This window comes from Mesorhizobium sp. M1A.F.Ca.IN.020.06.1.1, from assembly GCF_004023265.1.
Taxonomy (GTDB): Bacteria; Pseudomonadota; Alphaproteobacteria; order Rhizobiales; family Rhizobiaceae; genus Mesorhizobium.
The window spans coordinates 1-13025 of the sequence record NZ_RZSR01000041.1 but is presented as its reverse complement, the minus strand read 5'-3'; the positions used below and the strand labels follow the sequence as shown (position 1 = coordinate 13025).

Below are 13025 nucleotides of genomic sequence, written 5' to 3'. Positions count from 1 at the left end.
TCTGCGCACCGCGAATTCCAGCCTTGCCTTGATGGCGCGGCGCGTGGCCGTGCAGACCAGAAAGCGCGAGGGCTGATCCAGCTCGCCGCCGTTCCTCTGATTATAGGGGTGATGACGCCAGTGCCGCCACTGCCAAAATGTATCGAACGGGGTGAGCAGTATTCTCAAGCCGTGCTTTTCACAGAGACGAAAAAGATCGTCCCACAGCCGCACCATGGCAGGGACGAAGCGACCGATCGGCCGCGACGCTGCTCCACACCGGCCCCGGATTGGCCAATGGCCTGGCCAACATCCACAATGCCCGGCGCGCCCGCGTGCCGATGATCAACATCGTTGGCGACCATGCCTCCTATCACCTGCCGCTCGACGCGCCGCTCACCAGCGACATTGAAGGTCTCGCCGCGCCGATGTCGAACTGGGTCCGCCGCATCGCCGGTCCGGCCGACGTCGCGCCGGCCGCGCAGGCGGCTTTTCGCGCTTCGCTGACGCCTCCCGGCATCGCTACGCTGATCCTGCCGGCGGATGCGGCGTGGGGAGAGGCCAGTCCGCTCCTGTCGGCCAAGGTAGAGCTTGCGGCGCCGCCTTCGGTCGATGCAGCTATCGTGCGCAAGATTGCCGGAGCCATTCGCGTCGCGCCCGGTCGCGTCGGCATGATCCTGCGTGGGCCGGCCGCGCGTGAGGATGCCTTGGAAATCGCCGGACAGATATCGGCGGTTTCGGATGTCCGGCTGTTCAGCGACGTTCTGATCGCCCGGATGCAGCGCGGCCGGGGCCGCGTTGCGCCTACCCGCGTTCCATATCCGATCGACTCCGCGCGCACCCTCCTTGCCGACATCGATCTCCTGATCCTCGTCGGAGCCAGTGAACCGGTGGCGTTCTTTGCCTATCCCGGAAAGCCGGGCCGGCTTGTGAGCGAAGACTGTGAAGTGATGTCGTTGGCCGAGCATGGCGAGAATTTGAAGGCGGCACTCGCTGCGCTTCGCGACGAACTGGGCATCAAACCGTCGCAGCCGGTGCCCGTCGCCACGGCCTTTCCCAATGAGCCGGCCCCGCGCGGCAAGCTGACGGACGACGCGGTTGCACTTTCGGTAGCCCGGAAGCTGCCGGAGAATGCGATCGTCTGCGACGAGGCCGTCACCTCGGCGCGGCGCTATTTTGCGCTCTCGGCCTTTGCCGCCCCGCACGATTACATGATGGGCACAGGCGGATCGATCGGCGGCGGCATTCCAATGGCGACTGGCGCGGCCATCGCCTGTCCTGGCCGCAAGGTGCTGAATCTGGAGGCGGACGGCAGCGGCATGTACACGGTGCAGGGTTTATGGACCCAGTCGCGGGAAAAGCTCGACGTGGTGACGATCGTCTTTTCCAACCGGACCTACGCCATCCTGCACGGCGAGATGCGCAATGTCGGGGTGAACGCGATCGGCGAGAATGCCAGGCGAATGCTCGACCTTGATCAGCCGGCTCTGGACTGGGTTTCGCTGGCAGCCGGCATGGGGGTGGAAGCAGCCCGCGCCGACACATGCGAGCGCTTCGACTCGCTGCTCGACAGCGCGCTGTCGCGTCCGGGGCCGTTCCTCATCGAAGCGGTGATCTGAGCGGCCCCCGGCCCGCCGAGCTTACCAGCGTGTCTTCTCACCAGGTGCTGCAGGCTCAATCGCCAGCGCGTGCACGCCGGCCTTCAATTCGTCGGCAAGGAGGCGATTGACGGCGCGGTGGCGCTCGATGCGGTTCATCCCGGCAAAATTCTGCGAGACGATACGGACGCGGAAATGGGTCTCGCCGGTGCCGTCGAAGACGGCCTCGTGGCCGTGCTCGACGTGGTGATGGCCGGCGTGAAGATGGCTTTCGTTGATGACGGTGAGCCTTTCCGGCGAAAATGCCGCCTTCAGCTTGTTTTCCATCGTCGACTGTATGGACATCGGGGCTTCCCTTCACCACATCTGCGGTACCGCCGCAAAATCTGTGCTTTCGACCGCTTTAGGCCGCGATTCAGCGGTTAGGGCGATCATCGGCGAAATGTCAATTCTTGTTTCGCGGTAGCGAACAGCCCATAAATGGGTGAGGATGAAACCGTATCCCAAATATTTCGAGAAGATTCGCATCCGGCCGGAAAAGGACGCGGAGCTGAAGTCGCGCGCGCCGATCTGCCAGTGGGACGGTTGCAGCGAGGCCGGTACGCATCGCGCGCCGGTCGGGCGCCTGAAGGAGGGCGAGTATTTCCGCTTCTGCTTTGAGCATGTGCGCGAATACAACAAGAGCTTCAACTACTTCTCGGGCGTGTCGGACAGCGAGATCGCCCGCTTCCAGAAAGAGGCGCTGACCGGACACCGGCCGACCTGGCGCATGGGCGCCAATGGCGGCGGCATGCGTTCGGCACCCGACTTCGCGCAGCAGCGCTCCGGGCGTGCAGGCTACTACAACCGCATGCGCGATCCCTTCAATCTGTTCGGCGGCGGAACGCGCGAAGTGCGCGAGCGCAAGGCAAAGCCGCTTGAGGCCAAGGCGCTGGAAACGCTTGGCCTTGATACAAAGGCGACTGGCAAGGATATCAAGGCGCGCTATAAGGAACTCGTGAAGCGCCACCATCCGGATGCGAATGGCGGCGACAGAGGTTCGGAAGACCGGTTCCGCGATGTGCTGCAGGCCTATCGCGTGCTCAAGCAAGCAGGATTGTGCTGAGCGACCCTACGGTCCATGTCGTTTTCCAACTTTCATAAGGTTGGAAAAGGCTCTAAGACCGCCCCCGAACAAAATCGATTGCCGGCGAAACGCGGCGTTTCGCCCGTGGAGACGTTGATAGAGATGAACAAGGTCGATCGCGACATCGCCAACCTGCCCGATACGACGGTGCCGGTGAAGGAGAAATTCGGCTTCGACTCCAAGATGGTGGTTCCGGCCTATTCGGCGGCGACCGAGCACGTGCCCGACATCGACCCGGACTATCTGTTCGACAAGGCAACGACCTTGGCGATCCTCGCCGGCTTCGCCTACAACCGCCGCGTCATGGTGTCGGGCTATCACGGCACCGGCAAGTCCACCCATATCGAGCAGGTCGCCGCGCGCCTGAACTGGCCCTGCGTGCGCGTCAATCTCGACAGCCATGTCAGCCGCATCGATCTCGTCGGCAAGGACGCCATCGTCGTCAAGGAAGGCCTGCAGGTCACGGAATTTCGCGACGGCATCCTGCCCTGGGCCTATCAGCACAACGTCGCGCTCTGCTTCGACGAGTACGATGCCGGACGCCCGGACGTGATGTTCGTCATCCAGCGCGTGCTGGAATCGTCGGGCCGGCTGACGCTGCTCGACCAGAGCCGCGTCATACGCCCGCATCCGGCCTTCCGGCTGTTCGCCACCGCCAACACGGTGGGTCTCGGCGACACCACCGGGCTCTATCACGGCACGCAGCAGATCAACCAGGCGCAGATGGACCGCTGGTCGATCGTCACAACGCTCAACTACCTGCCGCACGACAACGAGGTGTCGATCGTGCTGGCCAAGGCCAAGCACTATCGCGACAGCAAGGGCAAAGAGATCGTCAACAAGATGGTGCGCGTCGCCGACATGACGCGCTCGGCCTTCATCAATGGCGACCTGTCGACGGTGATGAGCCCGCGCACGGTCATCACCTGGGCCGAGAACGCCGAGATCTTCGGCGACATCGGCATGGCGTTCCGGCTCACCTTCCTCAACAAATGCGACGAGCTGGAGCGTTCGGTGGTCGCCGAATTCTACCAGCGCGCCTTCGGCGAGGATCTGCCGGAGAGCGCCGCCAACGTGGTGCTGGGGTAAGGCGCGTGCCGGAAGGCTTGGCCTTTCGGACCACAACGCGCAAGGAATGATCGATGGCGGGTCCGGGCGACAACACGCGCAACAAGCCGAAGAACGGGTCTGAAGCGGACAGCTTCAAGCGCGCCGTCACCGTCTGCATGCGCGCCGTCGCCGGCGACAAGGATCTCGAGGTCGGCTTCGCCAAGGACCGGCCGGCGCTGGCCGGCAACCGCGCCCGCCTGCCCGAACTGCCGAAAAAGGCTTCCCGGACCGACATCGCGATCACCCGCGGCATCGGCGATTCCATGGCGCTGAAGCGCGCCTGCCACGATCAGCGCATCCACAGCAAGCTGGCGCCGGAAGGCAAGCTCGCGCGGGCTATTTTCGATGCCGTCGAGCAGGCCCGCGTCGAGGCGATCGGCAGCCGCGCCATGCAGGGCGTGGCCGACAATATCGGCTCGATGCTCGAGGACAAATACGCCAGGGCAAACCTGGTCGACGTCAAGGACAAGGCCGACGCCCCGCTCGAGGAGGCGGTGGCGCTGATGGTGCGCGAAAAGCTCACCGGCCGCACCGTGCCGAAGAGCGGCGAGCGACTGGTCGATCTGTGGCGGCCCTGGGTCGAGGAAAAGGCCAGCAGCGACCTCGACGGCCTGTCGTCCAGGCTCGATGACCAGCAAGCCTTCGCCCGCATCGTGCGCGACATGCTCGTCTCCATGGAGATGGCCGAGGAACTCGGCGACGACCAGGAGACGGAAGACTCGGAGGACAACGAGGAAAACGAGCAGCAGGGCGAGGAGCAGAGCGAGGAAGGCGGCGAGGACGATTCCGGCTCCGAACAGTCGCAGTCCGAGGACGCGGAGGCTTCGGCCGACGAGGAAGAGTCGGCCGAAACGGAGGCGACCGACGCCACATCGGACGATCTTTCCGACGAGGATGATTCCGACGCCGAGACGCCAGGCGAGGCGCGCCGCAACGAAAATCCCTTCCTCAACCTGCCTAAGGAAATCGACTACAAGGTCTTCACCACCGCCTTCGACGAGACGGTCGGGGCCGAGGACCTTTGCGAGGAAGAGGAGCTCGACCGGCTCCGCGCCTTCCTCGACAAGCAGCTCGCCAATCTCTCTGGCGTCGTCGGCCGCCTGGCAAACCGGCTGCAGCGCCGCCTGATGGCGCAGCAGAACCGTTCCTGGGATTTCGACCTGGAGGAGGGCTATCTCGATCCATCCAGGCTGGTGCGCGTCGTTATCGATCCGATGCAGCCGCTGTCCTTCAAGCAGGAGCGCGACACCAAGTTCCGCGACACGGTGGTGTCGCTGGTGCTCGACAATTCGGGCTCGATGCGCGGGCGGCCGATTACGGTTGCCGCGACTTGCGCCGACATCCTGGCGCGCACTCTGGAGCGCTGCGGGGTTTCGGTGGAAATCCTCGGCTTCACCACACGTGCGTGGAAAGGTGGGCAGGCACGCGAGAAGTGGCTGAAGGACGGCAAGCCGTCGAATCCGGGCCGGCTCAACGATCTGCGCCACATCATCTACAAGTCCGCCGACCATCCGTGGCGGCGCGCGCGCCGCAATCTCGGCCTGATGATGCGCGAGGGTCTGCTCAAGGAAAACATCGACGGCGAGGCGCTGCTTTGGGCGCACAACCGGCTGATCGGCCGGCCGGAACAGCGCAAGATCCTGATGATGATCTCGGACGGCGCGCCGGTCGACGATTCCACGCTCTCGGTCAACCCCGGCAACTATCTGGAGCGCCATTTGCGCGCGGTGATCGATCTCATCGAGACGCGCTCGCCGGTGGAGCTTTTAGCCATCGGCATCGGCCACGATGTCACGCGCTACTATCGCCGCGCCGTCACCATCGTCGATGCCGAAGAGCTGGCCGGCGCCATGACGGAGCAATTGGCATCGCTGTTCGGCGAGGAGAGCGCGCGCGACACGCGGCGCGGTGGTTTGAGGCGCGCCGGATGATCCTTTCGCGGGGCGGATTCCGGCGGACGGCTTTTGTTTGCGCGCTGGCCTGTTCGGCCGCCTCTCCGGTCTTCGCCGAGGGAGGCGCTGTGGTCGAGGCGATCGAAGTTTCAGCGCGGCCGATCACCGAGTTCCATATCGGCCGCGACCGGAAACAGTTCGGGTCGCTCGAGTTCGTCGGCGGGCTGGAGATGACCTCGCCGTCGCGCGATTTCGGCGCACTTTCGGCTTTCCGCTTCCTCAAATCAGGCAGCGATTTCATCGGCGTCACCGATACCGGCTTGTGGTTCTTCGGCACCATCACCCACGATGCCGACAAGCGCCCCTCGGGCGTGTCGAATTTCCGCATGCAGCAGATGGTCGACGCCTCGGGCCAGCCGATCGAGAAGAAATGGGAGGTCGACGCCGAAGGCCTCGCGGTCAAGGACGGTATCGCCACCGTCGGTTTCGAGCGCGACCAGCGCGTCGTCCAGTTCAAGGTCGAGCCGGACAATATGAAGGCGCCGTTCAAGACGCTCGACTATCTGGTCCCGGCGCGGGAGCTGCGCCAGAACCGCGGCTTCGAGACGGTCACACACGCCAACCCTTACGGCCAGCACGAGGGCGGCCTGGTCGTGGTGTCGGAAAAGAGCCTCGACAAGGCCGGCAACATCTATGCCGCCATCATCGAGGGACCGAGTAAGGGCGTCTTCACCATCAAGCGCAACGGCAATTTCGACATCACCGACGGCGCCTTCCTGCCCGATGGCGACCTGCTGCTACTCGAGCGCAGCTTCTCGATGGCGCGCGGGGTGAAGATGCGGCTGAGGCGTATCTATGGCGAGAGCATCGAGAAGGGCGCGGTCGCCGACGGCCCGGTGCTGATCGACGCCGATATGGGCTACCAGATCGACAATATGGAAGGGCTCGACGTCTGGACCCGCGACGACGGCGCGCTGATGGTGTCGCTGGTGTCGGACGACAATCAATCGATCCTGCAGCGGAACCTCTACCTGGAATTCATCCTGCATCAGGATTGAGCGGTGCTTGGTTTTGTCCAATTCGGGACGGAAAACCGCTGCGCATTTGTCCCGAAGTTGCCCGCCCTCAGCGGACTTTATAGATCTCGACCGGCTTGCTCGCCGTCGCCCTGTCCAGTTCCAGCCAATCGGGAACGTCCCGCTTCAGCAGCCTCGCGGCCAGGCCCTTGGGAGCTTGGGCGGCGAGCGAAAGCTCTTCCGAATTGCCGCGGCATATGGCGACCAGCCCGACATGCTCGCGCTCAATGATGGCGCGGGCGGCATCCGGCGTTCCCATGAAGGCGTCGAGCATGGCGAGATTGCCGCCGACATTGCGATGATAGGGGCCGGCCAACGCCCTATGGCCGGTAAACATCAAGATGGGGGAGCCGAGATTGGAGGACGCAAGCACCGTCGTTGCCGGCATGCCGGCCAGGTCGCTGAAGTCCGAGGCCTTGCCGCAGGTCAGCGCATGATCGGCATCGGAATTGATCTTTGCGGGTGCCTTTTGGACCACGGACTGCGCGGCGACGGCGACGCCGGCCCAGGTCGCATTGAGCGACACCAGCCATGCCGCCGCGATGCGGGTGGAGACGCGCCACGACTGCGCGGCGGTTGCCTGCAGGCGAACCCCGGCGATCCAGGTCGAGAGCGGCAGCACCGCGAAGGCAACCGAGAAGGTCGAGCCGCGCACCTGCCATAGGCTGACGGCGAAAGCGACGATCAGCAGCACGGCGGTAAGGGCTTCCTCGCGGCGCAGGCGGCGGCTGCGCAGCTGAAGGCCAATCAACAGGATTGCGATGAAGGGCGTCACATAACGCGCCGCCATCAGCTTCGGCTCGTTGACGGCCACGCTGAGGAAGGGCTGCGCCTCAACGACGTCGTTCAGCCAATAGGTGCGAATGCGCTCATCCATGCCGGCATAGGGCGATGCCAGGCATTGCGGGAAGAACAGGAACGCAACGGCTGCAATTGCAACGGCCAACGCGGACATTGAGAGGAACCGCCGCTTAGCCGTCGACTGTCCGGGTAGACCCGCAATCGCCGCCAGTCCAAAGCCCGACAGCGCCGCGATGACGAACTGGAAAGCCGAGAAGGCGTCGCACTCGGCCACGCCCCAGGCCGACGGCGGTATGGTGGCAACGAGAACCACCAAAGCTATCGCGGCAAATCCGATGCCGAAGCCGCGCGCGGTCTGGCGCTCCCTTTCATCAACGATGAAGAGCACGGCGGCGCAGGCGCCAAGTGTGGCCACATAAGGCGCCGTCTCCATGCCGACGGCAAGGGTGAGGCCTGCACACAGGCCGGACAGAAGAGCGGCTGACCGCCGGAAGGGAGCCTCCGTCATAAGCCAGAGACTGGCTGCCGTGAGCAGGAGCTGGACGTTGTGGTGGTCAAGGGTGCCAGGGTGGAAAATGCCGATAAAGAACAGCGCCGCAGTGGACAGCACCAGCGCAGGCATCGCCACGTCCGTACCGGCGAAACGCCGGGAAGCGCGCAGGATGACGAATATGGTGAGCCCATATAGGGAAAGCGGCCAGATGATCTGCGCTGCCTTTTCAGCGGCAGCCGTGCTGGCGCCTAGGACCCGGAAGGTGAAGATGATCAGCGCGATCGGGGTGTCGACCAGCCGCGACCAGTGCATGACGAAGCCGCCGGGCAGGCCCATCCTGTATTGATGAAGATCGAACCAGCCCTGTCCACCCAAGAGGTCGCGAACTTCGACCAGCCTCAGCATGCTGTCATTGTCGGCGCCAAGGTCCGCGATCGTTGGGAAGCCGGAGATCGCATTGATCCCCAGCACGAGCAGCGTCGCGCAGAGCGAAAGCAGAAGGTCATGTTTCCAACCGGTGCCCTGGATGGTCATGCTGATGGCAATGTCCTGGATCGTTTTGGCGATCCTGCACCAATGGCCGTAACAAAGCGTAAAGCCGCGAAGGGCCGCTTCAAGGGTCAGGCGATGGCCGGCTGGCTCCAGCGGGCGGCAAGCAGCCGGTAGGGGATCAGCGCCACCACCGCGATGATCAGTTTGACCGAGAGATCGCCAAGCGCCCAGGACACCCAGCGCATGGTTTCGACAGGCATCACGCCCATCAGCGGTGCCGTCTCCAGCGCGAAGCCGTCGTTCGGCCCGACAAAGGCGAAGGCGGCGGAGAAGCCGACGCCGAAGAACACCACCGTGTCGAAGACAGAGCCGACCAGCGTGCCGACGATCGGCGCGCGCCACCAGCTTTGCCGGCGCAGACGATTGAACACGGTCACGTCGAGCAGTTGTGCGGCGAGGAAGGCGGCGCCGGACGCGGCCGCGATTCGCACCAGCCGGTCAGCGGCGGTCTCGAACGCGATCAGACCGTGGCGGAACAGGAAGGGCGGAACGAGGATCGAGCAGACGACCGCCGTCATGAAGCCGACGAAGACCACTTTGCGCGCCACAGCGGGGCCGTAGCGACGATTGGCAAGATCGGTGACCAGGAAGGAGAAAGGATAGGTGAAGGCGCCCCAGGTGAGCAGGTCGGCCAGCGACAGGCCGCCGATCTGGCCCTGCATCGGGAACTGGACAAGGATGTTGGACGCCACGACGACAAGCGCCATGGCGGCCACGAAAGGCAGGTATCGTGAAAGGAAGTTCATTTTTTTATCCTGGGTAATGGAACCAGCCGAGCGTCATGACGGCGCTCACTGTCCGAGCACCAGTTTGGAGCCGGTGCTCGAGGCGGTCGTCCCCCGCCTGAAAAGAGAGCTTTAGGCGGCCGACTGCTCGGCGAGCTTTTTCGCGATCTGCTTCTTCAGCAGGCGAGCGCGCTGCGACAGCTCCTTGGCGTCGGCCTTGGCCAGGAACGCGTCGAGGCCGCCGCGATGCTCGACCGAACGCAGCGCGTTGGCCGAAATGCGCAGGCGAACGTTCTGGTTCAGCACTTCGGAAATCAGCGTCACATTGACCAGGTTGGGCAGGAAGCGACGCTTGGTCTTGTTGTTGGCATGGCTCACATTGTGGCCGGTCTGGACTGCCTTGGCAGTGAGCTCGCAGGTGCGGGACATCTTGTCTAACCTTCAGTTCTAAACCTGCCAAACCATTCTGCCCGCGCCAGGCGGCGCGCGGTCTCGGTCAGGCGGCCTTTGGAAAAGTTGGCGTTCCATAGTTGCATTTCGCCACTACGTCAAGCTCCGGCACCTACGCGGCGGCCAAGCTCGCTCCATATAAAGGCCGGAATTCGTCGTATAAGCCCTGCGCGAAGGGATTGCCAGGCTGGAACCGTTGCGTTTCCGCCAGTATCAAGGACCTGCCGCCGCCATGCTTCGCCCATCCCAAGCCCTTGCCGCGCTGCTCGCCGTCGCTGTGCCTACAACCGCCTTCGCTGCTGCCTCGCCGCAGTCCTTCAAGGGCGAATACACCGTGTCGTTCCTGGGCCTTTCGGTCGCCAGGGCGACGTTTTCCAGCCGTTACGACGGCGACACCTATGCCATCAATGGCACCGTCTCGGCCGCCGGCATCGCCAAGCTGTTCGACGATACGAAAGGCACGATCTCGTCGAAGGGTACGATTTCGGGCCAGCAGATGCGGCCGCGGGTTTTCCGGGCCGACTATACTTCCGGCAAGAAGGCATCGGTGGTCGACATACGCTTCGCCGATGGCGACGTCTCCTCGACGAAGGTCGTTCCGGAGCCCGGCAAGCGCGATCCCAAGAATTGGGTGCCGGTCGGCTCCGGCGACCTGAAATCGGTGGTCGATCCGATGGCCGCGACCGTCGTCCATGCCGACAGCCTGGACAAGGTCTGCGGGCGGACCGTCAAATTCTACGATGGCGAGATGCGCGCCAACCTGTCGCTGACCTATGCCTCGAAAGGCTCGATCTCGGTGCCGGGCTACAAGGGCGACACCGTCACCTGCAAGATGGGCTTCGAGCCGGTGGCGGGCTATCGCAAGGGCCGCAAGGCGCTGGACTTCCTGAAGAACAAAAGCCGCATGATGGTGACATTTGCACCCGTCGGCCAATCCGGCGTATATGCGCCGATCCGCGCCACGGTCGGGACCCAGATCGGCCCGCTGACCATCAGCGCAAGACGGTTCGAAGCAGCCGAATAGTTAGGCGCCACGGCGCGCCGCTGGGGATGGGGCATGGGGCGCGCAACACTGATCGGTTTCTCGGCGGACGCCCTGTGGGCGCTGTTTGCACTGCTCACCAAAGCCTCGGGGCTGCGCAAGCCGGCGACCGGCGGAGCGCGCGCATGATGCCGTTTCCGGGCGGCATCGACGCCAATCCCAATGCGACGCTTTTGTTCTCGATCGCCGCCGCCGCGATTTACGTCCTTGCGCTCGAGCTGCCGCCACGCCTCGCCCGTTCCGCCGCCAAGACGCTGGCCGTGGCCTTGTTGGCGGCGCTCGCCGTCATGCAGGGCAGTCCGCCGCTGCTCGTCGCAGCGCTGGCGCTCAGCGCCGCCGGCGACGCGTTCCTCTCCCAAGACGGTGAAAAAGCCTTTCTTGCAGGGCTGGCGAGCTTTCTTGCCGCACATGTCGCCTATGTCGCCTTGTTCCTGAACGCCGGTGGCGGAATCGGCCTGCTCACCGCCGAGTCCTGGCGCGGCGCCATTGCGCTGGCGCTGGCGGTTTTCGTTATCACGATGCTCGCCGCGCTTTGGCGGCGCGTCGGAGCCGCCCTGCGCGTTCCGGTCGCCGTCTATGCCGGGGCGATCCTCGCCATGGGTGTTTCGGCGCTCACGACCTTTCATCCCTGGGTCATCGCCGGAGCCGTGCTGTTCATCATATCGGACGGGCTGCTGGCGGCAGAGCGCTTCCTGCTGGCCGCGAGCTCGCCGCATCGCGTCTGGATGCGCTACGCGGTCTGGGTGCTCTATTATGCGGCCCAGTTGGCGATCACGCTTGGTTTCCTGCTGGCCTAGGCTGTTTTCGGCTGCCAGTCCGGCTCGGCCAGCTCGAAGGCTGCGAAATCGAAGCCCGGTGCCACCGTGCAGCCGACCAGCGTCCATCCGCCGAGGCTGCGCGCCGACTGCCAACAGCCGGCCGGGACCACGATCTGCGGCCGCTCGCCGGCGGAAAGTGCCGCGCCCAATAGATGTTCGACGACGGTGCCGGAGCCTTCTTCGTGCGTGGAGAGAGCCAGCGGCGCGCCGGCATAGAAATGCCAGACCTCGGCCGCGTCCTTGACCCGGTGCCAGGCCGAACGCTGGCCTTGCTCCAAAAGGAAATAGATCGCGGTCGAATGGCCGCGCGTGCCACCCTCCGCGTCGCGAAACGTCTCGGCATACCAGCCGCCCTCGGGGTGCGGCTCGAGGCCGAGCGCGGCGATGATTTCGGCGGCGCTGGTCATAAAGGAGCGCTCAGAAGTTATCCTTGCGCTTGCGGATCTCGGCGAACACGTCCGTATCGCTCGCCCTCTCCATGCCGAGATGTCTGCGGATCGCCGGGTCGTGCCAGCGCAGGAACGGATTGGTCGACAGTTCCTCGCCGATCGTCGTCGGCAGGGTCGGCTTATTGTCGGCGCGCAGCTTCTCGATCCTGGCGGCGCGCTCTTTCAATGCTGAATTGCTGGGGTCGACGGTCAGGGCGAAGCGCGCGTTGGCCAATGTGTATTCGTGGCCGCAATAGATGACGGTCTCGGCCGGAAGGGCGGCAAGTTTCTTCAGCGAATCGTGCATAACCGGCGGCTTGCACTCGAAGAGCCGACCGCAGCCCAGCGCAAACAGCGTGTCGGCGGTGAAGGCCACTTTCGAGGCCGGCAAATGGTAAGAGACATGGCCGGCGGTATGGCCGGGCGTCTCGATGACCTCGATCTTTTCCTCGCCGAGGCGGATGACGGAACCCTGGCTGACCGTCTCGTCGATGCCGGGGATCTTCGCCTGTTCCGCTTCCGGTCCGACGATGGTGAGCTTGAAGCGCTCCTTCAGGGCCAGATTGGCCTCGACATGGTCGCCATGATGATGCGTGGTCAGGATCATCGTCGGGGTCCAGCCGGTGCGCTTGATCGCAGCCAGGATCGGCGCTTCTTCCGGGGCATCGATGATCGCCGTCTGCCCGCTCCTGGGGTCATGCACCAGAACGCCGAAATTGTCGGTGCGGCACATGAACTGTTCGATTTCGACCGGCATCACGTCGCTCTCCGTTATGGCCGCAGACATAGGGCGCCCGGCCGCCGATGTCATCCGCCTTTGTTGAACTCGCCGGATATCGCGGCTACCGTCCGGCGCATGCATTCCGATATCGTCGATCTCCGGTCCTTCTATTCGACCACGCTCGGGCGCCTCGCCGAGCGCGCGATCACCATGT

12 protein-coding genes and 3 pseudogenes are annotated in these 13025 nt (G+C 64.3%); 8 read left to right on the top strand and 7 right to left on the bottom strand.

The window, feature by feature from the left end:
- A pseudogene (locus EOA60_RS03625) lies at nucleotides 1-216 on the bottom strand (hypothetical protein); the annotation flags it as partial.
- Between the two features lie 11 nt (nucleotides 217-227).
- Here EOA60_RS03625 and EOA60_RS03620 point away from each other — a divergent pair.
- A pseudogene (locus EOA60_RS03620) lies at nucleotides 228-1598 on the top strand (acetolactate synthase large subunit); the annotation flags it as partial.
- Between the two features lie 21 nt (nucleotides 1599-1619).
- Here EOA60_RS03620 and EOA60_RS03615 read toward each other — a convergent pair.
- The gene (locus tag EOA60_RS03615; RefSeq protein WP_067319180.1) at nucleotides 1620-1922 is read right to left on the bottom strand and encodes a BolA family protein; all 303 of its coding nucleotides are present in this window, start codon (nucleotides 1920-1922) and stop codon (nucleotides 1620-1622) included.
- Between the two features lie 145 nt (nucleotides 1923-2067).
- Between EOA60_RS03615 and EOA60_RS03610 the strand changes: the two genes are divergently transcribed.
- The 4 genes from EOA60_RS03610 (at nucleotide 2068) to EOA60_RS03595 (ending at nucleotide 6763) form a co-directional block, all read left to right on the top strand.
- Complete coding sequence (locus EOA60_RS03610; protein WP_066990335.1) at nucleotides 2068-2682, top strand: J domain-containing protein; 615 nt, start codon at nucleotides 2068-2070, stop codon at nucleotides 2680-2682.
- Between the two features lie 123 nt (nucleotides 2683-2805).
- Nucleotides 2806-3792, top strand: coding sequence for a cobaltochelatase subunit CobS (gene cobS / locus EOA60_RS03605; RefSeq protein ID WP_066990333.1), 987 nt, complete (start codon nucleotides 2806-2808; stop codon nucleotides 3790-3792).
- A 53-nt stretch (nucleotides 3793-3845) separates the two neighbouring features.
- The gene (gene cobT, locus EOA60_RS03600; protein WP_095823997.1) at nucleotides 3846-5744 is read left to right on the top strand and encodes a cobaltochelatase subunit CobT; all 1899 of its coding nucleotides are present in this window, start codon (nucleotides 3846-3848) and stop codon (nucleotides 5742-5744) included.
- Nucleotides 5741-6763: an esterase-like activity of phytase family protein gene (locus EOA60_RS03595; RefSeq protein ID WP_095823996.1), complete on the top strand. Its 1023-nt coding sequence runs from the start codon at nucleotides 5741-5743 to the stop codon at nucleotides 6761-6763. The genes cobT and EOA60_RS03595 overlap by 4 nt, the downstream gene beginning before the upstream one ends.
- Before the next feature lie 67 nt (nucleotides 6764-6830).
- Here EOA60_RS03595 and EOA60_RS03590 read toward each other — a convergent pair whose 3' ends face one another.
- The 3 genes from EOA60_RS03590 to rpmB all read right to left on the bottom strand — a co-directional run bounded on the left by EOA60_RS03590 (nucleotide 6831) and on the right by rpmB (nucleotide 9781).
- A complete protein-coding gene (locus EOA60_RS03590) occupies nucleotides 6831-8609 on the bottom strand; it encodes a polysaccharide biosynthesis protein GtrA (protein ID WP_095823995.1) in 1779 nt (592 codons plus the stop codon).
- Nucleotides 8610-8695: 86 nt separating this feature from the next.
- A complete protein-coding gene (locus EOA60_RS03585; protein ID WP_095782450.1) occupies nucleotides 8696-9373 on the bottom strand; it encodes a queuosine precursor transporter in 678 nt (225 codons plus the stop codon).
- A gap of 111 nt (nucleotides 9374-9484) precedes the next feature.
- A complete protein-coding gene (rpmB, locus tag EOA60_RS03580; protein ID WP_066990317.1) occupies nucleotides 9485-9781 on the bottom strand; it encodes a 50S ribosomal protein L28 in 297 nt (98 codons plus the stop codon).
- Between the two features lie 253 nt (nucleotides 9782-10034).
- Here rpmB and EOA60_RS03575 point away from each other — a divergent pair, with 253 nt between their 5' ends.
- Both EOA60_RS03575 and EOA60_RS03570 read left to right on the top strand, forming a co-directional pair.
- Nucleotides 10035-10826 carry a DUF3108 domain-containing protein gene (locus EOA60_RS03575; RefSeq protein ID WP_127335090.1) on the top strand — a complete coding sequence of 264 codons (792 nt, stop codon included), beginning with the start codon at nucleotides 10035-10037 and terminating at the stop codon, nucleotides 10824-10826.
- Between the two features lie 143 nt (nucleotides 10827-10969).
- Nucleotides 10970-11641 carry a lysoplasmalogenase gene (locus EOA60_RS03570; protein WP_095799884.1) on the top strand — a complete coding sequence of 224 codons (672 nt, stop codon included), beginning with the start codon at nucleotides 10970-10972 and terminating at the stop codon, nucleotides 11639-11641.
- Here EOA60_RS03570 and EOA60_RS03565 read toward each other — a convergent pair.
- Nucleotides 11638-12069 carry a cupin domain-containing protein gene (locus tag EOA60_RS03565; protein ID WP_095823994.1) on the bottom strand — a complete coding sequence of 144 codons (432 nt, stop codon included), beginning with the start codon at nucleotides 12067-12069 and terminating at the stop codon, nucleotides 11638-11640. The two genes, EOA60_RS03570 and EOA60_RS03565, sit on opposite strands and share 4 nt — an antisense overlap.
- Nucleotides 12070-12079: 10 nt before the next feature.
- Nucleotides 12080-12847: a hydroxyacylglutathione hydrolase gene (gloB, locus tag EOA60_RS03560; RefSeq protein WP_095824182.1), complete on the bottom strand. Its 768-nt coding sequence runs from the start codon at nucleotides 12845-12847 to the stop codon at nucleotides 12080-12082.
- 99 nt (nucleotides 12848-12946) lie between these two features.
- On the opposite strand from gloB, the pseudogene EOA60_RS38720 reads away from it, so the two are divergent.
- Nucleotides 12947-13025, top strand: a pseudogene (locus EOA60_RS38720) (SAM-dependent methyltransferase); the annotation flags it as partial.